21 protein-coding genes and 1 pseudogene are annotated in these 20,643 nt (G+C 63.5%); 13 read left to right on the forward strand and 9 right to left on the reverse strand.

What is annotated here, in order from left to right:
• Both NKI17_RS13895 and NKI17_RS13900 read left to right on the forward strand, forming a co-directional pair.
• Positions 1-766: hypothetical protein (locus NKI17_RS13895; RefSeq protein ID WP_352906178.1), on the forward strand; the 766-nt coding region annotated here is incomplete at its 5' end.
• A gap of 1 nt (position 767) precedes the next feature.
• Positions 768-2,243, forward strand: coding sequence for an FAD-dependent oxidoreductase (locus tag NKI17_RS13900; RefSeq protein ID WP_352570611.1), 1,476 nt, complete (start codon positions 768-770; stop codon positions 2,241-2,243).
• 24 nt (positions 2,244-2,267) lie between these two features.
• Here NKI17_RS13900 and NKI17_RS13905 read toward each other — a convergent pair whose 3' ends face one another.
• Complete coding sequence (locus NKI17_RS13905; RefSeq protein WP_352570612.1) at positions 2,268-2,738, reverse strand: YbhB/YbcL family Raf kinase inhibitor-like protein; 471 nt, start codon at positions 2,736-2,738, stop codon at positions 2,268-2,270.
• 49 nt (positions 2,739-2,787) lie between these two features.
• Positions 2,788-3,225: a DUF2267 domain-containing protein gene (locus NKI17_RS13910; RefSeq protein ID WP_023677864.1), complete on the reverse strand. Its 438-nt coding sequence runs from the start codon at positions 3,223-3,225 to the stop codon at positions 2,788-2,790.
• 263 nt (positions 3,226-3,488) lie between these two features.
• Here NKI17_RS13910 and NKI17_RS13915 point away from each other — a divergent pair, with 263 nt between their 5' ends.
• Positions 3,489-3,968 carry an Hsp20/alpha crystallin family protein gene (locus NKI17_RS13915; protein ID WP_352796987.1) on the forward strand — a complete coding sequence of 160 codons (480 nt, stop codon included), beginning with the start codon at positions 3,489-3,491 and terminating at the stop codon, positions 3,966-3,968.
• 88 nt (positions 3,969-4,056) lie between these two features.
• Here the strand turns inward: NKI17_RS13915 and NKI17_RS13920 are convergent, their stop codons facing one another.
• The gene (locus NKI17_RS13920) at positions 4,057-4,485 is read right to left on the reverse strand and encodes a CBS domain-containing protein (RefSeq protein ID WP_023677862.1); all 429 of its coding nucleotides are present in this window, start codon (positions 4,483-4,485) and stop codon (positions 4,057-4,059) included.
• A 296-nt stretch (positions 4,486-4,781) separates the two neighbouring features.
• On the opposite strand from NKI17_RS13920, the gene NKI17_RS13925 reads away from it, so the two are divergent.
• From NKI17_RS13925 to NKI17_RS13960, 8 genes are all read left to right on the forward strand, one after another.
• A complete protein-coding gene (locus NKI17_RS13925; RefSeq protein WP_352570615.1) occupies positions 4,782-5,516 on the forward strand; it encodes a phosphoribosyltransferase in 735 nt (244 codons plus the stop codon).
• A gap of 11 nt (positions 5,517-5,527) precedes the next feature.
• Positions 5,528-6,205: a dienelactone hydrolase family protein gene (locus NKI17_RS13930; protein WP_352570616.1), complete on the forward strand. Its 678-nt coding sequence runs from the start codon at positions 5,528-5,530 to the stop codon at positions 6,203-6,205.
• Between the two features lie 106 nt (positions 6,206-6,311).
• A complete protein-coding gene (locus NKI17_RS13935; protein ID WP_352906180.1) occupies positions 6,312-6,827 on the forward strand; it encodes a DUF6496 domain-containing protein in 516 nt (171 codons plus the stop codon).
• A gap of 316 nt (positions 6,828-7,143) precedes the next feature.
• Complete coding sequence (locus tag NKI17_RS13940) at positions 7,144-8,091, forward strand: arginase family protein (protein ID WP_352691612.1); 948 nt, start codon at positions 7,144-7,146, stop codon at positions 8,089-8,091.
• Between the two features lie 190 nt (positions 8,092-8,281).
• Entirely contained in the window at positions 8,282-10,813 is a 2,532-nt protein-coding gene (locus NKI17_RS13945; RefSeq protein WP_352570618.1) for an NAD-dependent epimerase/dehydratase family protein, read from the forward strand.
• 181 nt (positions 10,814-10,994) lie between these two features.
• Entirely contained in the window at positions 10,995-12,023 is a 1,029-nt protein-coding gene (locus tag NKI17_RS13950) for an ABC transporter substrate-binding protein (RefSeq protein ID WP_352570620.1), read from the forward strand.
• 3 nt (positions 12,024-12,026) lie between these two features.
• Entirely contained in the window at positions 12,027-14,315 is a 2,289-nt protein-coding gene (locus NKI17_RS13955; RefSeq protein ID WP_352906182.1) for an ABC transporter permease, read from the forward strand.
• Entirely contained in the window at positions 14,315-15,391 is a 1,077-nt protein-coding gene (locus NKI17_RS13960; RefSeq protein WP_352906184.1) for an ABC transporter ATP-binding protein, read from the forward strand. The genes NKI17_RS13955 and NKI17_RS13960 overlap by 1 nt, the downstream gene beginning before the upstream one ends.
• Here NKI17_RS13960 and NKI17_RS13965 read toward each other — a convergent pair.
• The 5 genes and pseudogenes from NKI17_RS13965 to betI form a co-directional block, all read right to left on the reverse strand.
• Positions 15,381-16,175 (reverse strand): inositol monophosphatase family protein, encoded by a 795-nt coding sequence (locus NKI17_RS13965; protein ID WP_023678563.1) that lies wholly within the window; start codon positions 16,173-16,175, stop codon positions 15,381-15,383. The genes NKI17_RS13960 and NKI17_RS13965 overlap by 11 nt on opposite strands.
• A gap of 155 nt (positions 16,176-16,330) precedes the next feature.
• The gene (locus NKI17_RS13970) at positions 16,331-16,498 is read right to left on the reverse strand and encodes an SDR family oxidoreductase (protein WP_352906276.1); all 168 of its coding nucleotides are present in this window, start codon (positions 16,496-16,498) and stop codon (positions 16,331-16,333) included.
• Positions 16,495-16,677 (reverse strand): annotated as a pseudogene (locus NKI17_RS13975) (aspartate aminotransferase family protein); the annotation flags it as partial. The pseudogene NKI17_RS13975 and the gene NKI17_RS13970, both read right to left, overlap by 4 nt.
• Positions 16,678-16,697: 20 nt before the next feature.
• Complete coding sequence (locus NKI17_RS13980) at positions 16,698-17,999, reverse strand: flavin monoamine oxidase family protein (RefSeq protein ID WP_023678560.1); 1,302 nt, start codon at positions 17,997-17,999, stop codon at positions 16,698-16,700.
• A 76-nt stretch (positions 18,000-18,075) separates the two neighbouring features.
• Entirely contained in the window at positions 18,076-18,792 is a 717-nt protein-coding gene (gene betI / locus NKI17_RS13985) for a transcriptional regulator BetI (protein WP_502894502.1), read from the reverse strand.
• 113 nt (positions 18,793-18,905) lie between these two features.
• On the opposite strand from betI, the gene NKI17_RS13990 reads away from it, so the two are divergent.
• Together NKI17_RS13990 and NKI17_RS13995 are read left to right on the forward strand one after the other, a co-directional pair.
• Positions 18,906-19,121, forward strand: a complete 216-nt coding sequence (locus tag NKI17_RS13990; RefSeq protein ID WP_352634339.1) for a hypothetical protein — start codon at positions 18,906-18,908, stop codon at positions 19,119-19,121.
• Positions 19,122-19,123: 2 nt separating this feature from the next.
• Entirely contained in the window at positions 19,124-19,384 is a 261-nt protein-coding gene (locus tag NKI17_RS13995) for a hypothetical protein (protein WP_352634098.1), read from the forward strand.
• Between the two features lie 42 nt (positions 19,385-19,426).
• On the opposite strand, the gene NKI17_RS14000 is transcribed toward NKI17_RS13995, so the two are convergent.
• Complete coding sequence (locus NKI17_RS14000; protein ID WP_352906188.1) at positions 19,427-20,485, reverse strand: dipeptidase; 1,059 nt, start codon at positions 20,483-20,485, stop codon at positions 19,427-19,429.
• Between the last annotated feature and the right edge of the window lie 158 nt (positions 20,486-20,643).

Consider the following 20,643-nt stretch of genomic DNA (forward strand, 5'->3'; position numbering starts at 1 on the left):
AGCGGCGGATCGCGACGGCCAGTATTTCCACTATCTGGCGATGTGGCTGTTCGCCCTGGCGCGTCTCGGCGATCTGAAGCCGGAATACCGCAAGCGCGGCATTACGCTGGCGCGGGACATTCACCCGGCGTTTGTGGTCCCCGGCCGCGGCGTGATCTGGAAGATGCAGGAGGATTTGAGCGGTCCTTACCCCGGCTACGGCCTCGGCAGCATGGATGCCTATGACGGCTACGTCTCTTACCGAATGCTCGACGACGAGGAACTGGCGCCCGAGATCGCGCAGATGCGTGACCTGATGGAGCGCGATTGGCGCAGCCTCGACATCGACCAGGACCTCGGCCTCGGCATGATGCTGTGGCTCGCCCATTTCTTTCCCGACGAGCCGTGGGCCGAGGCCCAGACGAGGCGTTCGCTGCGAACTCTGGAAACGATGTGGGTCGACCCGCCCGGTTATTTCAGCCGCGCGCCATGGCTGCGCGATACCAAGTTCGCCTTCACCAATTACGGCGTTTCGCTCGGCCTGCAGGCCGCCGGTATCTGGCCGGGGCGTGTCGATAGGCTGAACGCCTTCTTCGAGGACTGGCGCTCCGGCGACGAATACGACCGCGAGGCGATCACCTGGGTGATGGCCTGCACCTCGCACCTTCCCGGTGCTTTTCTAACCCGGGGTGGCGAGACAATGATTGAAAGCGACCAAGCTCGGGAACGTTCCTCCGCCGGCGCGGTTGTCGATGGAAGTGCATGGAGACGCAAGGGGCGCGGTTGAAATGGCCATTCTCTTGGGAAAACCGGGAAGCTGTTGGGTGGCGGCAGCCGCCTCCACGAACTATCCCCAGCTCGAAGGTCCAATCCGTGCGGACGCCGTAGTCGTGGGTGCTGGAATTGTCGGGCTAACGACGGCGCTTCGGCTTTGCGAGGCGGGCCGGTCGGTGGTCGTCCTCGAAGGCCTGCGCACGGGCGGACAGGTAACCGGCCGCTCGACGGCCAAGATCACCACGCAGCATGCACTGATCTATCGTCATCTCATCGACACCTTCGGCCGGGACCTGGCGCGGACCTATGCCGATGCGAATTCCGCCGGCGCCAAACAGATCCGCGATTGGGTTCGCGAGTACGCCATCGCCTGCGATCTCGAGAGCAAGGACGCCTATAGCTACACCTGCGATGAAAGCCGGCGCGCGGAGGTCGCGGCCGAGGCGGAGGCCGCGCGCCATGTCGGGCTGGAGGCCGATCTCCTCGACCGCGCGCCGCTGCCTTTCGAAACGGCCGCGGCATTACGGTTCCCCGACCAGGCGCAGTTCAACCCGGCGATGTATCTGGTTGGCCTGGCGGAAGCGGTGACGGCCCGTGGCGGTCGGATCTTCGAAAACAGCCGCGCCACCTCGATCGACGAGGCAAGCCGCTGGCGCGTCGTCACCGATGGCGGCGCCGTTGATGCCGGGCACGTCGTCGTCGCCACCAACATGACGGTGAAGAGCCCCGTCGGCATGGCGAACCGGACGCAACCGCGCTGCCACACCGCCATGGCCTTTCGGATCGATGATCCCCTTACTGTCGACGGCATGTTCATCGGCATCGACGACCCGACGCATTCCATCCGGACGGGCCGTGATGCCGAAGGTCCACTGCTGGTCACGCTCGGCCCCAAGTTCAACACCGGCTGGGACGGCGACGTGGCGAGGCGGTTTGTCGAACTGGAAAAATGGGCGAGAAAGAACCTTCCGGTCGGCGACGTCGCGTGGCGCTGGTGCAATGAGGATTATGATACGGCCGACAGGATTCCATATGCCGGCGAGCCCGATCCCGCCAAGGCCGCCGGCTTCCACATTGCCACGGGCTTCAACGCCTGGGGCATCACCAACGGGACGGCCGTGGGCGCGATGATCGCCGACCTGATCTGCGGCCGCCCAAGCCCATGGCAAAAACTCTACGATCCGGCCCGGCCCTATCCCGAGGACTTCCACAAGAACGGCCGCAGTCAATCGATCGTCTCGAGCACCCACGACATTGCGCCTGGCATGGGTGGCGTGATCGTCAGGGGAGACGAAAAGATTGCGGCGTGGAGAGACACCGAAGGCGCACTCCAGGCGGTTTCGGCGATTTGCACCCACAAGGGCTGCACCGTAACCTGGAACAATGCGGACCACACCTGGGATTGTCCCTGCCACGGCTCGATCTTCGCCGCCGACGGTTCGGTCATCCACGGCCCTGCCCGAAAACCGCTTGCCCAGATTACATTGTGAAGGCGGCGACCGACACGGCCCGCGTCACGCCGGCCGTTCGTAGGTTCCGACCAGCTCCGTCTCCTCCAATGCGTGTTTCTGGGCTTGCTTCCAGACCTGATGCACGCCCGCCTTTCCTGGTACGCTGAGGCTCGGCACATCGAGCGCGGCCAGCAGGAAGTGGTAATGGTGGACGCCGTGCCCTGCAGGCGGCTGCGGACCATCGTAATACGCATTGCCGAAATCGTTGGTGCCTTGCCTGAGTGCCGACGGGCCGGGCTTGCCGTCTTCGGCCTCGGCTAGTCCCCCGGCATCCGGCGGGATGTTGAACACCGCCCAGTGCCCGAAAATCCCGCTTGGTGCATCGGGATCCCGCACGACAAGAACAAGGCTCTTGGTACCATCCGGGACACCGGACCACTTCAGCGGCGGCGAGACGTTCTGGCCGTCACGCGCATATTTTTCGGGAAGTCTTCCGCCTGCCCGGAACGCCGGGCTGATAAGGGTGAGTGGCATTGCTATTTCCCCAAGGAGGTTGCGACCGAGAAGCCCGCGCCTGCGCCGTTCACGCCGCTTGCTGAGCTTCGGCGACTCGTCTTATCTCGCCTGGCAGGGATTCCCAGACCTTGTGCATCTGTCCTTCTCCGACGTGATGGGCGAGCACCTTGGACACGACCCTGAATGCATCCTTGGAATCGACCGGACGGGTAAATTCCAGCTCCGCCTTGATCTTGGCCAGAAACTCGTCGAGCGACCGCATCTTCTCGGGAGCTTTGGAAGGCTGATATTGGTCATAGAAGGCGCCGCGCACCAGGATCGGCAGCTGCGAGCCGAGGTGGGCTGCAAGATCCGGCTGCATACGGTCGCGCAGGGCGTGCAGCACCGCTCCGAGAACGTGCCAGGCGACCTGCCGATCCGGTCCAATCTCGTCCATGATCTCGTCGAGCCAGATGTTCGTGGTCTGCAGTGTCTTGTCGAATACGTCGAGTCCGGTGGCATTCATCGAAATCCTCCTTCCGTTCAAATCCGACTAGGTGATGTGACCAAACAGCCGTACCTGCCCGTTGTTCCCCGACGCGCATGTCCTGATGCGCATTTATTGTCGGAGGTCCCGTCATGAGGGAATTCGGGCCGGCTTTTGCCGCTGTTTTTCGACCACCTTTCTTGGCCGGCACTCGGAACATCCTCATGGGTGGACGAGTTTTGTTTGCCGTCGCCGATCACATGGTGACGAGTGATGCAGACACAAAAAACAGGAGAAGAACCATGGCACATCACGATTTGGCGCCCCGGACGCCATCGCGCAGCCTCTATCCATCCGCGCGCGACCCGCTCACGTCATTCCACCGGCAGATTGACCGCCTGTTCGACGACTTCTTCGCGCCGATGGCCGAAGCGACTACGGCCGGCGATCTTTGGCCGAGCGTCGACGTACATGAAACAGACCAAGCCTATAAGGTCACCGCCGAATTGCCGGGGCTCGAGCAGAAGGACGTTGAGCTCAAGCTGCGCGAAAACACCCTCTTTATTACGGGCGAGAAGCGTTCGGAGCACAAGGAAGGCGAAGGCGGCCGCACCTACAGCGAACGCAGTTATGGCCGGTTTCAGCGGACCATCCCACTGGAAGCGGAGATCGATGCCGACAAGGTGCAGGCCACTTTCAGGAACGGCGTTTTGGTTGTCGAGCTTCCGAAGAACCCCGCTGCAAAGGACAAGACACGCCGCATAGAAGTGAAAGCGCGATAGTTGCCAAACTGAAGGCTGCCTGAGCAGGCGGCGTTCAGCCCAGATGGAGAAGAACGGCGAGCACGGCGGCAACCGCCCAGGCGAGCGTCTAGCGCCGGGGATCGTCCGTCGCCTCGGAAACGCCTTCGAGAGCGATCTTGGCGGCTTCCTCATCGGTCCGCCCGAGGTCGGCCAGGGCAATGACGCCGACGAGGCGCTTGTCGTGATTGATCACCGGAAGACGACGCACCTGATGCTTGGCCATGATCTTCGCCGCATCGGTGATATCGGCGTCGTCGAAGCACCAATAGACATGCTCGGACATGACCTCGCGAACGGTCGTGTTGCCGGCTGAGCGCTCCTCGGCGACGCCGCGCATCACGATGTCGCGGTCCGTCACCATGCCGACCAGCCTGTCATTCTCGCCGACCGGAAGGGCGCCGAGATTGTCGGCCCGCATTTTCCGGGCGGCATCCCTGATTGTCGTGTTCGGGCCGACCAGTTCGGTCCGACGGCTCATGATCTCCTGAACTTGCATGGGATATTCCTTTCCCTGATTGCTGAGGCAACAAGCCGCCAAACGCGCCTGCTGCCACGCATCGCTAGATTGCCAGCTGGCCGGACGAGGCATGTACGGATCACTATCTTCGATCTTCCCGATCCGCGCTGAGCCGCGTGCCGGTGCCGGCACCTCGCGATCGAAACTATTCTTGGAACGTCCAGGCAGCGAGCGAGTTCCAAAATGGTACCGGTGCCGCAGCCATCCCACGGAATGTGGCCGCAGGCTGGTGAAAAAACATCCACCGGGAAACAGATGCACGCGGATTGAAGGTCATGGCTATCATCTTTTCAGATCGCCGCGAGGCCGGGCGGCAACTCGCCGGGGAACTCGTTCGCTTTGCCGGCCGCGACGATGTGATCGTATTGGCGCTGCCCCGAGGCGGCGTGCCGGTCGGCTACGAGGTCGCGCAGGCACTCAAGGCACCGCTCGACGTCTTCGTCGTGCGCAAGCTCGGCGTCCCCGGTCACGAGGAACTGGCCATGGGGGCGATCGCGCCCTCAGGTGTACGTGTCCTGAACGACGAAATCGTCAACGGTCTCGCGATCCCGCCACATGTCATCGACGCGGTCGCTGCAAAGGAGGAAAAAGAGCTTCTGCGCCGCGAGCACCTCTATAGGGACGGGCGACCCCCACCGCAGTTGAATGGACGAACCATTATCCTCGTGGATGACGGGCTTGCGACCGGATCGACCATGCGGGCCGGGATCAAGGCGCTGCGAAAAAACCACGCCGCCCATATTGTCGCGGCCGTTCCCGTCGGTAGCCCCGACACTTGCGACGCGATGCGGGCGGACGCCGACGAGGTCGTTTGCGCGACGACACCAGAGCCATTGCTGGGTGTCGGGCGCTGGTACGTGGATTTCTCGCAGACGAGCGATGAAGAGGTCCGCGCGCTCCTCGCCAGGTCCGTGCCCAAGCCTGCGGCTTCCCACAAGCCTGCCGCTTGCGAAGAGGAATTGGCTGGGCGCGCGAGCGCGGGTCCGGCGCCTGGCACCAGATCGACATAGCGGAGGTGGATATGGACCGGGATAGCGAGCACGTCGTGCATGTTCCCGCGGGGCTTGTCACGCTTGAGGGCAATCTTTCGTTGCCCCCGGATGCTCGCGGCCTTGTGCTCTTCGCCCACGGCAGCGGAAGCAGCCGCCACAGCCCGCGCAACCGCCACGTGGCCGAAAGGCTGAACGAGGCGAACCTCGCCACCTTCCTCATCGACCTGTTGACGGCCGAAGAGGAGCGGATCGACCAGGTCACGGCCGAGTTGCGCTTCAATATCGGACTGCTCGCCGACCGGCTGGTCGGCGTCACGGATTGGCTCGGCGCCTCGCCGGACACGTCGGGGTTGCGTCTTGGCTATTTCGGCGCGAGCACGGGCGCCGGTGCCGCCCTGGTGGCGGCGGCCGAGCGGCCCGACCAGGCCGCGGCCGTAGTTTCGCGTGGTGGCCGGCCCGATCTTGCAGCGCTCGCCCTGCCGCGCGTCCGGGCGGCGACCTTGCTCGTCGTCGGAGGCGCGGACAAGCAGGTGATCGCGCTCAACCGCTCGGCGCTGGCGGCGCTCCACTGCGAGAAGGAGCTCGCCATCGTCCCTGGCGCGACGCACCTGTTCGAGGAGCCCGGCGCCCTGGACGAAGTCGCGGGTCTGGCGAGCCGATGGTTCTTGCGCCATCTGATTTCGGACAGATCGGCGTCGACGTCCTGACAGCTGGGGCTTGGATCATCAGTGCCGGGATCATTTGCGTCCTCAACGCGTTATGATCCTCATAAGACCGCGCGCAGCTGCAACCCGAATGGCTGTCGCAACCCGCATGTGGGAGAAAGACAATGCGGACAAGAAAACCATCGAGAAGGCCCGAAAGGACAAGCGCGAGGGCAAATCGCCGAGCACACAGGCCGGCGAGTTCGTGCACGAGGAGATCGATAAAATCCGCCGCGGCGAGCACGGCGCGCGCTCGACCCAGCAGGCCATCGCCATCGGGCTTTCCGAGGCAAGACGCGCAGGCGTAGACCTGCCCCCGCCCAAAAAGGGCAAGGTGAAGGAGAGCACGCGCAAAAGCGCCGAATACGCCTATGAGGCCGGCCAGGGTGAACGCACGCCGAAACGCCGCCCGCGGGTCTCGAAAGCCGTCTCCAAGGTGCTCGAGCACGAGCCGAAGAGCACGGCGTCGCACGCGGCGCTGGCGCAGCAGGCGAAGCGTGCGGCCTCGCGCCGGACGGCTGAGGAGCGCTCGGCCGCCGCCAAGAAGGCCGCCGAGACGAAAGGCGCCAGCGGAAGGAAGGCGGCGGCGCAGAAGGCCGCCAGAACGCGCGCGCACCACGCATAGTTCAAAGACGGCAGTTCGCCTCCTGGAAATCCGATATGGCCCAAACGACCGGTATCGAGCTCTGCCCCGGCAGCGCGGGACAACGCCGCTGCCCAAGGCGAACCAGAGCCTGCATCCGCGGGACAACATCGACTTCGAAATCACCGCTGACGACACGGTGGCGCTGAACGAGCAATACTCGTCGCTCGCAATGCTGCCCGACGCGTGACACCGACCGGAGATACTCGGCGGCAAGGGCAGCGGGCGACCGGTCAGGAAAGCGCAGCCTGCTTCTTGAGCATGATGCGTATCGCCCATAACGCGGGGAACTCTGATCATGACCTCAACTGCCAGCACGACAATGCCGCGAGCCACCACGCAGACGAGACATATCGCTTTGCTCGGCGCGCCCTCTAATCTTGGGCTGATGCCGCAGGAGGGTGAGCCGGAGCCCGGCGTGTGGAAGGCGCCGGAGGCACTTCAATCGCTTGGTCTCGCCGACCGTTTGGGCGCCGGTCCGTTGCGCTCGGTTCGGGCTCCGCTTTATCGGCCTGAGGTGGATCCTGCGACGGGCGTGCGCAATGCCCAGGCCCTGCGCCAGTATTCCAAGACGCTTGCCGAAGCGGTCGACGAGGAGCTGAACTCGGGAGGGTTCCTGCTCATGCTCGGCGGCGATTGCAGTGTGTTGCTTGGCCCTGCGCTCGCGCTACGGCGTCGTGGCCGCTACGGCCTTATCTTCTTCGATGGGCACACCGATTTCAAATTGCCGGATACCTCGCCGTCAAAGGGAGCCGCGGGCATGGATTTGGCCTTCGTGACCGGCCATGGCCCGACGCTCCTGACCGATTTCGGCGAGCACACTCCTTTGGTCCGTGAGGCCGACGTAGTCGCGTTTGGCTATCGCGATGTGCAGGACCCCGCGACTTACACGTCCAAGGCCGTCTTCGACACCGATGTTCACCGGATGGATTTGGCTGAAGTGCGGCGGCGCGGCTTCGCCGATGCGGCACGCATAGCGCTTGACGCGGTCGCAGGGCAGGACGTCGAGGGTGTATTCGTTCACTTCGATGTCGACGTGCTGGACAGCGAGATCATGTCGGCTGTCGATTCGCCGGAGGCCGGCGGTGTCTTGCCCGACGAAGCTGTCGAAGCCCTTCGCACATGGTGCAACGATCCACGCGTGATTGGGATGGAGGTGACGATCTATGATCCCGACCGCGATCCGGATCGTCGCTGCGGCAAGCTGCTGATCGACATTCTGGTCGCTTCCCTTCGCGGCCGGTAGACCAATGGGAGTCCTGCACTTGTGCACGAACGCAATCCGCCGGCACGAATGGCCGTCGGTCTGACGGATCGCCGCGCGCACCCATTCTGTGGTGCTACCTCATCGGGAACCGTTCTCAACGAACATGGTTCCGAGTGTGCGACCGAAGCATTCGGCTTCTTCTACCCGGCTATCGCCAAGGAGATTCGCCATGACCGGCAAAACCCGTCCCACCGTCCTGATCACAGGCAGCAGCGGGTTTCTGGGCCAAGCCATCGCTCGCGGCTTGATGGAGCGCTACGACATCATCGGCCTTGATGTTGCCAGACGATCCTTGCCCGGCGTCGAGACGATCGAGATCGACCTTACCTCGGACGCGAGCGTGGCGAAGGCACTGGCCGAGGTGCGCGAGCGGAGCGGCGGCCGCGTTGCCTCGGTGATCCATCTCGCGGCTTATTACGACACGACCGGCGAGGATAATCCGAAATACGGCGCGGTGACCGTCGAGGGAACGCGCCGGCTGCTGAACGCGCTGAGAGGGCTCGAGACGGAGCAGTTCGTGTTTTCGAGCACGTTGCTGGTGCATGCGCCGAGCCCGGCAAAGGGCGCCAGGATCGACGAGCGATCGCCGATCGATCCGGCCTGGGCCTATCCGAGATCGAAGGCTGAGACCGAGACGCTGATCCTGAAAGAGCACGGCCACGTCAAGGTTGCGATCCTGCGACTGGCGGGCGTCTATGACGAGAATTGTCACGCGGCCTTTATCGCCCAGCAGATCGCCCGCATTTTCGAGCGCATGCCGACCGCCTATCTTTTCACCGGCGACATCACCACCGGCCAGCCCTACCTGCATCTGGACGATCTCGTCGACGCCGTGGTCCGCACCGTCGACCGGCGCAGCGCGCTTCCCAACGAGACCGTACTGCTGATCGGCGAAGAAGAGACGCCGTCCTACGACGAGATGCAGAAGCAGATCGGGCAGCTCCTGCACGGCGAGACCTGGCGGACCCTGTCCCTGCCGAAAGAGGTGACGAAGCTCGGCGCCTGGATGCAGGAGAAGGTTCTCGACCAGGAGACCGACATCAAGCCATGGATGATCGAGAACGCTGACGATCACTACGAGATCGACATCTCCCGCGCCAGGCGCCTGCTTGGCTGGAACCCGCGACACAGCCTGACCGCTACCTTGCCGGAAATGATCCGGCGGCTGAAGGCGGATCCTACCGACTGGTACAAGAAGAACAAGCTTGAACCGTCGGCGGTCGCCGCTTCCGCGCCCGAGCTCGACCAGGCCGCCGAACGGCTGCAGCGCCCGCTCGAGCGCTCGGACGACGAGGTCGAGGCGGAAACCGAACGCCACCGGGCCGCAACGCTCTGGGCGCCGCTGACCAACGTTGCGATCGGGCTGTGGCTCGTGGCGTCGCCCTTCACGCTCGGCCTGTTCGATCCCGCTTCAGCACCGATTCCGCCGGCGCTCGGACATGAGATCGCCTCGCCGGAGACGCGCGACGGCAGGCTCGGCATCAGTGAGATTGTATCCGGCCTCGCCATCCTGTCGCTGGCGCTTGTCGGCATGCGCCGGCGCTGGCACGGGCTGCAATGGATCACCGCCTCGATCGGGGTTTGGGTGATGTTCGCGCCGCTGCTGTTCTGGACCACCAGCGCCGGAGCCTACGCGACCGACACGTTGGCCGGCATGCTGATCGTCGCGTTCGCGGTGATGATCCCGCCGACGCCGGGTATCAGCCGGCGTGCCCTTGCCGCCGATGACGACCGCCCGCTCGGCTGGAGCTATTCGCCCTCCCTCTTCACCCAGCGCATTCCCATAATCGGCCTCGCCTTTGTCGGCCTGTTCGTCTCGCGCTATCTCGCTGCCTATCAGCTAGGGCACATCGACAGTCTTTGGGATCCGTTCTTCGGCCCGGGCGAAACGCCGGCCGGCAATGGCAGCGAGGCGGTGGTCACCTCCTGGGTCTCCAAGGGTTTTCCGATCGCCGATGCCGGGCTGGGCGCCTTTGCCTATGCGCTGGATATCCTCGCGGGCGCGATCGGCGATCGCCGCCGCTGGCGCACCATGCCGTGGATAGTGCTTTTGTTCGGTTTGTTGGTCGTTCCGCTCGGTGTGGTCAGCGTCGGCTTCATCATCATCCAGCCACCGCTCATCGGGGCGCTGTGCACGCTCTGCATCGTCCAGGCCGCCGTCACGGTCGTGCTCATCCCCTATTCGGTGGACGAGGTGCTGGCGAGCTGCCAGTATCTTTGGCGTGCGAAACAGGCGGGAGAGCCGTTCTGGCGCACATTCTGGTGCGGCGGCCCGGCGCTTTCGGAGGACCAGACGCCGACGCCGGATCTCGACCGGTCGCTATCGGCAGTGGCGCGGGACTTCATCACCGGCGGTGTGAACTTCCCGTGGACCCTTGTCGCCAGCACGCTCGCCGGCGCCCTGCTGATGATCACGCCGCTTGTCTTCGGCACAAGTCCGCCGCTCTACCTTAGCGATCATGTCACCGGTTGCCTCATCATCATGATCGCCGTTACTGCGATGGCCGAAGTGGCGCGCGCCGTCCGCTTTCTGAACATCGCGCTTGGAGCCTGGATTGCCCTCTCTCCGTTCATCCTCGCCGGCGGCGCGGCCGCGAGCCTCGCCAATCTGGCGATCGGAGCGCTGCTGGTCGGGCTCAGCCTGCCGCGCGGCACGCGCAGCGCTGCGCATTATGGCGGCTGGGACCGGGCCATCGTCTGAGGATGTTCAGCAGCGCTGGACGATCGGCCAGGTGACTGCAAAGATTGATCCGCATCAACCTGTCGAACATATCGAGCGGGAAGTCGGCGAAAGGCGCAAAGGCGGCCGTACCCTTCCAACTTGAATTTTCCGCGTATCTGGGTTTCATAAGTCGGCAAATAACTTAGGGAGGAATTTCAACATGATAAAAAGGGCAATTCTCGGCGCCGGCATCCTCGCCGCCGGTATGTGGGCCGCGTCGTCATCGGCGTCCGCCGAAAGCCTGACCATGTATTGCGGCGTTGACGAGGTCTGGTGCCAGCAGACGGCGCGGGCGTTCGAGGAGAAGACCGGCATCACCGTCAATATGACCCGCAAGAGCGCTGGCGAAATCTATGCGCAATTGCGCGCCGAGGCCGCCAACCCAAAGGCAGACATCTGGTGGGGCGGCACCGGCGATCCGCATCTGCAGGCAGCCGAGGAGGGCCTGACAGTGGAATACAAATCGCCGCTGCTCAACCAGTTGCAGCCCTGGGCGATCAAGCAGGCGGAAACGTCCGGCTACCGCACGGTCGGCATCTATTCGGGTGCGCTGGGCTTCGGCTACAACAAGGATTTGCTGGCCAAGAACAATCTGCCCGAACCGAAATGCTGGGCCGATCTGATCAAGCCCGAATACAAGGGGCACATCCAGGTCGCCAACCCCAATTCCTCGGGGACCGCATACAATATGCTGGCGACCATCGTTCAGCTGTTTGGTGAGGACAAGGGTTTCGAATACATGAAAGCCCTGCACAAGAACGTCAACCAGTACACCAAGTCGGGTTCGGCGCCGATCAAGGCCGCCGGTCTCGGCGAGACCACCATCGGCATCGTCTTCATCCACGACGCCGTGTCGCAGGTCGTCGCAGGTTTCCCGATCGTTCCGGTCACCCCTTGCGAGGGAACCGGCTACGAGATCGGCTCGGAATCGATCATCAAGGGGGCGCGGAACCTGGAGGCTGCGAAAAAATTCTACGACTGGGCGCTCGAGGCCGACGTCCAGTCCATGGCGCAAAAGGCGGGGTCGTTCCAGGTTCCGTCGAACAAGGCGGCAAAAACCTCCGACAAGGCGCCCGACCTCTCCACCATCAAGCTGATCGACTACGACTTCAAGAAGTACGGCTCGAGCGAAGAGCGGAAGCGGCTGCTGAAAAAATGGGACGAGGAGGTCGCATCGCTGCCGCAATAGCAGATGCGCTTCCGCGAAACCCGCTGGCCGATTGAACCGGTCGCCGTCCTTTGGATGGCGGTCGGATGGCTGGGGTTTGCCGTGCTGCCCTGGTACGGCATCGAGGACGGGTTCTTCGGCTTTTCCTGGCTGTTCGACGGTTACCCGTCCGACAGCGAATTCGCGCCGGCACTGGTTCTGGCCCTCAAGGGCGAGAAACTGTGGCTGGCGCCGCTCGGCCTGCTGCTGGCGGTGCCGCTGCTTCTGTGGGGCCGCACCAAATCCGATCCGGTTTTCAGCCGGCTGCTGATCATTGTCGGCGCCGCCGGATTTGGCTGGCTGTTGTTCCAGGGCTTCGCCATCGGGCTGCGCGGTTGGCAATTCGGCTGGCTCACCAGCCTGTTCGGCGAACTTGGCGACCGCCAATTCGGCATGGGCTACGGCGCCTTGCTGGTCAGCGGTGCCTTTCTGTTCCTTTTCACCCTGGGTGTTGCAACGCGCGGCGCCGTCTCTGGCGACGTCTTCGTCGTCGGCTCGATCGGCTTTGTCGTCGCCATGGTTGCCATTTTCATCTTCATGCCGATCCTGATGATGCTGGCCAATGCCATGCAGACCGACGACGGCGGCTACTCGCCTGTCGCGTTCCTGGCCAAGCTGTTCAGTTCGCGGCTGTGGAGCCTGGCTTGTCTTGCCGGCGGCAGCCGCTGCGGCGTGGCCTGGAATTCGCTGCTGCTGGCCGTGCTCGTCGGCCTGCTGACCATGTTTCTGGGGCTGGTGTTCGCGCTGGTCGTGACCCGTACCGGTTTCCGCCACGGCAAGCTGCTCCGCGCCCTGACCGTGTTGCCGATCATCACGCCGGCTTTCGTCATCGGCCTTGCCATCATCTTGTTGTTCGGACTGTCAGGGGCAGTGACGCAGAGCGTGGCCGGTCTCTTCGGTTTCCAGCCGACACGCTGGGTATATGGACTTCCCGGCCTGCTCATTGCCCAGGTTCTCGCCTTCACGCCGATCGCCTTCCTGGTGCTGATGGGCGTCGTCGAAGGCGTCAGCCCGTCCATGGAAGAGGCCTCCCAGACGCTCCGAGCCAGCCGCTGGCAGACCTTTTGGACCGTATCCCTGCCGCTGATGCGGCCGGGCCTTGCCAACGCCTTTCTGCTCGGCTTCATCGAGAGCATGGCCGATTTCGGCAATCCGCTGGTGCTGAGCGGCAATTACGACGTGCTGTCGACAGAAATCTTCTTTGCCATTGTCGGCGCGCAGAACGATGCGGCACTTGCCGCGATCCTGGCGCTGGTGCTGCTGGCCTTCACGCTCGGCGCCTTTTATGCGCAGCGCTTCTGGATCGGCAGGCGCTCTTACACCACCGTCACCGGCAAGGGCGACGCCGGCGTCCATCCGCGCTTGCCTGCCGGGCTGACATACGCGCTCTATGTCATCGCCGGACTGTGGACGGCATTCACCGTAGTGGTCTACGCGGTGATCTTCTATGGCAGCTTCGTCAAGCTGTGGGGGGTCGACCAGAGCCTGACACTGGAGCACTACCGGAAGGCGTTCTCCGTCGGCTGGAACGAATTCGGCATCCACTGGTCGGGCTCGGCATGGAGCTCCTTTTGGACGACCATGGAGATCGCGCTGATATCGGCGCCTCTGACGGCCGGGATCGGGCTTCTGACCGCCTATCTTCTGGTCCGCCAGAATTTCCGCGGCAAGAACGCCTTCGAATTTGCGACCATGCTCTCGTTCGCGATTCCGGGAACCGTCATCGGCGTCAGCTACATCATTGCCTTCAACGTGCCGCCGATCGAACTGACCGGGACCGGCATCATCCTCGTACTGTCGTTCATTTTCCGCAACATGCCGGTGGGCGTGCGCGCCGGCGTCGCCTCGATGTCGCAGATCGACCGTAGCCTGGATGAATCCTCGCTGACGCTTGGCGCCAACTCGTGGCAGACCTTCAGGCGCGTCATCCTGCCTTTGCTGAGATCGGCAATGCTGGCGGCGCTCGTCTATTCCTTCGTGCGCGCCATGACCGCGATCAGCGCCGTCATCTTTCTGGTCAGCGCGCGCTACGATCTCTCGACCAGCTACATCGTTGGACGTGTCGAGAACAATGAATACGGCATCGCCATCGCCTATTCGACGGTGCTGATCGTCGTCATGCTGATGGTAATCGGCTTGATGCAGCTGCTTGTCGGCAGCCGCAATATCGGCCGGCGCGGCATCCAGCAGGGCGACGGCGGCTGGAGCGTGCGCACCAATGTCAGCCTGCCCGGAACGGCCGGCGGCCCGACCACAATAGCAGGAGCCGGGTGATGGCCGAAATTCGCAGCAATGCCGCCTCGGTAACCTTCGACCATGTCACCAAGACATATCCGGGCGCCAGCATGCCGGCGGTCGACGACATCTCGCTTGCGATCGAAGCCGGCAAGCTGGTGACGCTTCTCGGGCCCTCCGGCTGCGGCAAGACGACGACGCTGCGCATGATCGCCGGCCTTGAAATGCCGTCCAGCGGCCGCATTCTGATAGGCGGCAAAGATGTCACCCGCCTGCCCGCCACCGACCGCGACGTGTCCATGGTTTTCCAGTCCTATGCACTGTTTCCGCACATGACGGTGATGGAGAACGTCTCCTATGGCTTGCGTTTCTCCGGCCATGACAAGAAGGAGGCCGCATCGCGCGCCCATGCCGGGCTGGAATTGGTCGGCCTGACCGGTCTCGAGGCGCGCCTGCCCAGCGAACTGTCTGGCGGCCAGCAGCAGCGCGTGGCGGTGGCACGCGCGCTGGTGCTCGAACCGCAAGTGCTGCTGTTCGACGAGCCGCTGTCAAATCTCGACGCCAAGCTGCGCCGGCACGTGCGCGAGGAAATCAGGGAAATCCAGATCAAGCTCGGGCTGACGGTGGTCTATGTCACACACGACCAGGAAGAGGCGCTGGCGGTTTCGGATCGTATCATCGTCATGAACAAAGCGGTGATCGCACAGGACGGCACGCCACGTGAACTCTACGACGCACCGGCCAACGCTTTCGTCGCCGACTTCATCGGCGAAGCCAATATCCTCGATTGCGAGGTGGTTTCGGTAGAAGGTGATGAAGCTGCCGTCCGGCTGGGTTCGCTGGCCTTGAAACTGCCGGCGCGAGGCCAGCTGGTCGGCCCGGCGAAGCTGGCGGTCCGTCCGAGCCGCATCGAGATCGGGCCTGCCGGCAGGCCGCGGACGATCGCCGGCAGGCTCGAAAAGGTCACCTATGTCGGCAGCCATCTCGAACTGATCATCGGCACACCGCACGGCCAGGTGTTTGCAATATCGCACAACATCGATGCGCCGTTTCAGGCAGGCGACAGCGTCGGCATCGGCTTTCCGGAGCGCGGACCGGTTCTGATCAAAGCTTGAAGGATTGCACGCAGAGTTGGCGAACCTGGGCGAACACACCGCTGCCGGCGCAAATCACCAGCGCGCCGTTTTCCAGCACCGTCTTTGGGTCGGGCTTGACGATCGTGCCGCCGGCTTCTTCCACCAGCAGCATGCCTGCCAGGCAGTCCCAGGCGTTCATATGCTCTTCGACATAGCCGAGCAGCCTGCCGGCGGCCGCATAGGCGAGCATCAACGCGCCGGATGCGTTACGGAAAAACACGCCGCCTTTTGAAAACAGCAAGCCGATGAGCGTTGCGACGTTTTGCATTTCGGCGCGGTTGGAAAAGCCGGTGCCCAACGAGCCGTCGGTCAGGCTGGTGGCCGCGCTTGCCCTGATCGGCTTGCCGTTGAGAAAAGCGCCGCCGCCCTTGCGGCAATGGAACGTTTCGCCGGTAGAGGGCTCGTGGATGACACCCACGACAGTGTCGCCGTCCTTGGCGCAGGCGATGACCACGCACCAGGCCGGAATGCCCCGCACGAAGTTCGCGGTGCCGTCGATCGGATCTATCACCCAGACATGCCCGCTCGATCCGGTGACCGAGGCATGCTCCTCGCCGACAATTCCATCGGTCGGGTAGGCGGCTTTCATTGCCGCACGGATGAACAGCTCGACCTCGCGGTCAGCCTGCGAGACCATGTCCTGATGACCTTTGCTCTCGATGGCGAGGCTGTCGAGGTCGCGAAAATACTTCAGGCCGAGCGCGCCGGCGCGCCGCGCGAGATCGATGGCGAACTGTTCGCGCGTTGCTGTGTCGGCTGTCATGAGATCCTTGGGATGGCGAATGTGATCTGAGGAAAATACCCCAGCCGGAGAAGCTTAGCGGTGAAGATAAGAGTGTGCAAATGACGAGCCCTGCCTTTTGCAGGGCGGCCCCGAGGCCGACCGATCTTCCATGCGCCCGACAGCGACAGTCGTGCTCATACGGGTCCGGTCATGTCGCCGTCGACATAGATGATCTGGCCGGTCATGAAGCTCGACGCGTCGGAAACCAGGAAGATCGCGGCACCGCCCAGTTCACCGACTTCGCCCACGTTGCCAACGGCCGACCAATGCCACGGCTGAGATTGCCGGCGATAAACGCCTATCCCCGCCGGACGCCTTCGCGGCGCAGATCGTCCATCGTGCGCGAAATGCCTTCGCGCAGGATCGACACCATGTCGTCGATCTGCTCGCGCGTGATGATCAATGGCGGCGACATCACGCACATGTTGATCAGTGGCCGGACCAGCAGGCCGAGCTCGTGGCAATGCGCGTCGATGCGCTCGGCACCTTGATCCGCCTCGCTTATGACCCCGAGGCTCTGCTGGCGATGGCAGACTGAATAATTCTTAGCGCAGCAATGCGGCCGGCGACGATGGCGCCCTCGACGTAGCCCGGAAATGATGGCGACAGCTCCGACGAGGCGAAATGGATCCGCGACGCGCCGGCGCGGATAATGCGTTCGGCATCGGTTGCCGTCGCATCGACGATCAGATCGCTGTAACCGCCGCCGCTCCAGCGATCCCCAGTCCAGTCGCGATAACTGAGATCGATGATGCCGGCCGCCTCGATACCGAGCGCCTCTTCCAGCTTTGACGTCACCTTTGCGCGCAACGCCGCGTCGTCCAGATCCCGCCAGCGCTGCGCCAGCGGCCCGCCGATGAAGACGACAAGGGCTGCGTGATCCTCGTCCCTGCTGGCATCGCAGGCAAAAAGCCCGTGCGGGTCGCGCCACATCACCATGCCGCTCAAGCCCCTGTCGCGCCAGAAAGCCTTGGGGTAGCGCACCAGCATTTTGATCACCGCGCCGCTTTGCCAGACGCCGAGGGCTCTCTTCAGCACAGCCGGCAGCGGCGGCACGAAATCCACTCTCGAGGCCATCATCGGCGGTACGGCGACCAGTACCGCTCGTGCCTCGATCGCGCCGGCAGGCGAAACGACGCGAACCCCTCCCGGCCCGTGCTCAATGGCCTCGACAGCTGTATTCAGCCGCAGTCGATCGCCGAGATCCCGCGCAAGATCATCCGCTAGCGAATGCATGGTTTCGCCCACGAAATACTGCAGCTCCGACACCTCGTTGGTGATGCGGCGATCATTGTCGATCAAGTACCACAGCGGCAGCCTTTCCATTGCCAGGCACCACAGGCCCTCGATCATCGACCGAAAGGCGGCCTTCGCATCGTCGGGATCGGCCTGGCGATCGAGCCATGCCGCGACCGTCAAGCCGACAATGGTCGGGTCGGTCGGTGCGATCGCATTCATCCGCTCGCGCATTCGCATCGCGGTGCCGTAAGTGCGCCCGGCTTGCGCCTCGCTCATTCGCGGCTGCGTGACGAATTCGCCTGCGACATGGGTCTCGACCAATGTCTTGCCGCGCGCTCGCACCAGCGCCATTAATTCCGGCATGTCTTCGCACAGGAACTGGCCGCCGCTGTCGATCCGCTCGCCGAGCCCGTTCTGCACGGCTTCGACGCGGCCGCCGACACGGTCGCGGGCTTCGAGCAGCACGACATCGATGCCGGCGTGGTTCAATTCACGCGCGGCCGACAGGCCGGTGAAGCCGGCGCCGACGATGGCCACATCGGCTCGTTCGATCTTGAACTTCATTAGCCGGCCTTGATCTTCTCGAATGTCAGGGGCCGGATCATTGTCTTCATTGCTGGTCCACCCTCTTTTTGATGGTTCACGCCGGCCTGGCACCGCGGGCTGCAGAGTTCGGATAGTGCTTGGGGAATGCCGCAGACAGGAACTCGTTCGCGGCCTGCAGCGCCGTCTCGCGTGTGGCGTCCTCGGTGCCCATCATCAAACGCAGCCACAGACCATCCAGCATGGCGCTGAGCGCCAGCGCCATGACTTGCGGCTCATAGGCATAGAAGCCGCTCTGCTTGAGCGCCGCGCAAAGATCGATGAAGATGTTCTGGTAGACGGCATCGCGTGCGCTGCTCAGCGCCTGATATTTCGGTCGCGATTTGGCCTCGCCCCAGAAGGCACACCAGGCAGCCAGCTTGCGCTTGTTGCAGATCGAGCGGTCGAAATCGGCCGCCACCAATGCCTGCAACTGGCGGGCGGGATCATCGCCGGCCTTTTGCAAGGCGCTGCGCCAATGCGCCGAATACTCGTCATGCATGTATTGCAAAGTGGCGACGAGCAGCTTGTCCTTGCTCTCGAAATGGAAATTGACGATGCCGCGCGACAGGCCGGCGCCGTCGGCGACGTCGGCCATAGTCGTTTCCGAATAGCCGCGCTTGGCCAATGAATCGATAGTCGCTTCGATCAGTTGAACCTGCCTTGTCTCTTTCGACGCTTTGCGGCCGCGCTTATCGGAATCGCTTTTTCGCGCCGGTTCGAGGAGGGCTTCGCGCGCCTCTGTTGTCTTCATCGGGGTGATGGTCTCCAGCATCGCCGGCTAGCCGATCGGCTTCGGCCGCGAAGATCAGTGGGACGGTGTTTGCCACTGTCAAGCACCTTCTGCACGGCTGCCCATATTCGAATGTTCTCGTCGAGATTGCATCCTTGGAGAAAACGACGTCGAAGGCACCGTCGGCGAAAGGCAGCGATCCCGGCGATGCAGACCAGATCAGCGCCGCCGAGCCCGCCTGCAGCGGACCTTGGGTCGAGATCTACGCCAGGCGCGAGCTGCAATATCAAAAGCTGCTGAGGCGTGCCAAACTGGCGCCGCGGCCGGTCATCAAACTCGACCGCCGCACCAGTCCGCCCGCGGATTTCTAAATATGGCCGACGACACCGACAGTCCCGAACTCGACGCCGAAGCCGCCGAACAGTGGCAGCTGATCAACACGCCGCTCGGCGAAAAATGGTCGGGCCGCACCCGCTATGCCGCGGCCATGTTCTTCTACAAACGCGGCGAGATGAACGCCGAGACGCTCGAGGTCTACCGCATCTGCGCACGCCTGGATTCGACGGATCCGCTGCCGATCATCCGTGATCGCGGCATTGGCCAGGACTGGCTTAAACGCATGGGTTTCGAATAGTCCGCCCCCAAAACGCGTTCCGGTCAAGCCGGCATCACCCGCTTAGCCGATGGTCCTTTCCAGCATGCCTAGCCAGTTGCGATAGGCGATCTTCTCGATCAGCGCGCGCCCGAAGCCGCGTGCCGCGAATGCGTCGAGCAGTCTTGGCAGGCCGGCAACATCGCCTATCACGGCCGGGATCATGGCGCCGTCGAAATCCGAGCCTAGGCCGACGCCGTCTTCGCCCAGCGCCTGCAGCAGCGAATCGACATGGCGCACCATGATGTCGAGGCCGGTGTCGGCGTTCATCCTGCCGTCCTCGCGCAGGAATCCGGTGGCGAAGTTCAGCCCGACCATGCCGCCTGAGTCGCGGATCGCGCCGAGCTGCCATTCGGTGAGGTTGCGCGAATGGCCGCAGATCGCGTGCACGTTGGAATGGGTCGCGACCAGCGGTGCGTCGCTGATCTCGACGACGTCGCGGAAACCTTTTTCGTTGAGATGCGAAAGATCGATCATGATCTTCAGCTGGTTGCAGGCTTTCACCAGCGCCTTGCCGGCATCGGTCAGCCCCGGCCCTGTATCGGGCGACGAGGGGAAGCGGAACGGCACGCCGTGGCCGAAGGCATTGGGACGGCTCCAGACGATGCCGAGCGAGCGCAGGCCGGCTGCGTGGAGGACATCGAGCAGGGTGAGCTCAGGGTCGATCGCCTCGACCCCTTCGATATGAAACACCGCCGCAATCGAGCCTTGCGCCATCGCCTTCCTCACATCGCCGGCGCTGCGGCAGACAGTAAGTGCCGAAGCCCGCTCCAGCCTGAACAGGATCGAGGCCATCGCTACGGTGGAGTTGAGCGCATCGGCGCGCGGAATCTCGGGTGGCAAGGGCTCGCTGTCGCTCGGCGCCAGCGGCACCGCGCCGCGTTTGGATTTCTCGACAGGCGGCGGGAAGATCGCGAACATGCCGCCGGCAAACCCGCCTTTCTTCGCGCGCGGCAGGTCGATATGGCCACCTGGCGTCCCCTCGACGAACAGCTTTTCGACGTCCGCATCCTTCGACTGGTAGAGCCGGAGCAGCGTGTCGTTGTGGCCGTCGAAGACGGGAACGAGATCGGATTCGGTCATGGAGGGCCATTCGGTTGAAGTGGTCGGACCGCGGACGGCGAGCCGGTTGCTGGCAATACGTAGGTAAGGTTGGCGCTCTGCGCAAATCCCGGATGTTTGCCCCTTGCGTTTGTACGCCCCCAATAGCCAAAGGGGCACGCGGTAAAGCCGCGCACCCT

Origin of the sequence: Mesorhizobium sp. M0816 (assembly GCF_040320005.1) — a bacterium.
GTDB lineage: Bacteria > Pseudomonadota > Alphaproteobacteria > Rhizobiales > Rhizobiaceae > Mesorhizobium.

Bases quoted from the DNA above. Each gene is read 5' to 3' on its own strand.
- NKI17_RS13900 (WP_352570611.1), top strand. From the start codon at position 768: ATGGCCATTCTCTTGGGAAAACCGGGAAGCTGTTGGGTGGCGGCAGCC.
- NKI17_RS13905 (WP_352570612.1), bottom strand. From the start codon at position 2,738: ATGCCACTCACCCTTATCAGCCCGGCGTTCCGGGCAGGCGGAAGACTT.
- NKI17_RS13910 (WP_023677864.1), bottom strand. From the start codon at position 3,225: ATGAATGCCACCGGACTCGACGTATTCGACAAGACACTGCAGACCACG.
- NKI17_RS13915 (WP_352796987.1), top strand. From the start codon at position 3,489: ATGGCACATCACGATTTGGCGCCCCGGACGCCATCGCGCAGCCTCTAT.
- NKI17_RS13920 (WP_023677862.1), bottom strand. From the start codon at position 4,485: ATGCAAGTTCAGGAGATCATGAGCCGTCGGACCGAACTGGTCGGCCCG.
- NKI17_RS13925 (WP_352570615.1), top strand. From the start codon at position 4,782: ATGGCTATCATCTTTTCAGATCGCCGCGAGGCCGGGCGGCAACTCGCC.
- NKI17_RS13930 (WP_352570616.1), top strand. From the start codon at position 5,528: ATGGACCGGGATAGCGAGCACGTCGTGCATGTTCCCGCGGGGCTTGTC.
- NKI17_RS13935 (WP_352906180.1), top strand. From the start codon at position 6,312: ATGTGGGAGAAAGACAATGCGGACAAGAAAACCATCGAGAAGGCCCGA.
- NKI17_RS13940 (WP_352691612.1), top strand. From the start codon at position 7,144: ATGACCTCAACTGCCAGCACGACAATGCCGCGAGCCACCACGCAGACG.
- NKI17_RS13945 (WP_352570618.1), top strand. From the start codon at position 8,282: ATGACCGGCAAAACCCGTCCCACCGTCCTGATCACAGGCAGCAGCGGG.
- NKI17_RS13950 (WP_352570620.1), top strand. From the start codon at position 10,995: ATGATAAAAAGGGCAATTCTCGGCGCCGGCATCCTCGCCGCCGGTATG.
- NKI17_RS13955 (WP_352906182.1), top strand. From the start codon at position 12,027: ATGCGCTTCCGCGAAACCCGCTGGCCGATTGAACCGGTCGCCGTCCTT.
- NKI17_RS13960 (WP_352906184.1), top strand. From the start codon at position 14,315: ATGGCCGAAATTCGCAGCAATGCCGCCTCGGTAACCTTCGACCATGTC.
- NKI17_RS13965 (WP_023678563.1), bottom strand. From the start codon at position 16,175: ATGACAGCCGACACAGCAACGCGCGAACAGTTCGCCATCGATCTCGCG.
- NKI17_RS13980 (WP_023678560.1), bottom strand. From the start codon at position 17,999: ATGAAGTTCAAGATCGAACGAGCCGATGTGGCCATCGTCGGCGCCGGC.
- betI (WP_502894502.1), bottom strand. From the start codon at position 18,792: ATGCTGGAGACCATCACCCCGATGAAGACAACAGAGGCGCGCGAAGCC.
- NKI17_RS13995 (WP_352634098.1), top strand. From the start codon at position 19,124: ATGGCCGACGACACCGACAGTCCCGAACTCGACGCCGAAGCCGCCGAA.
- NKI17_RS14000 (WP_352906188.1), bottom strand. From the start codon at position 20,485: ATGACCGAATCCGATCTCGTTCCCGTCTTCGACGGCCACAACGACACG.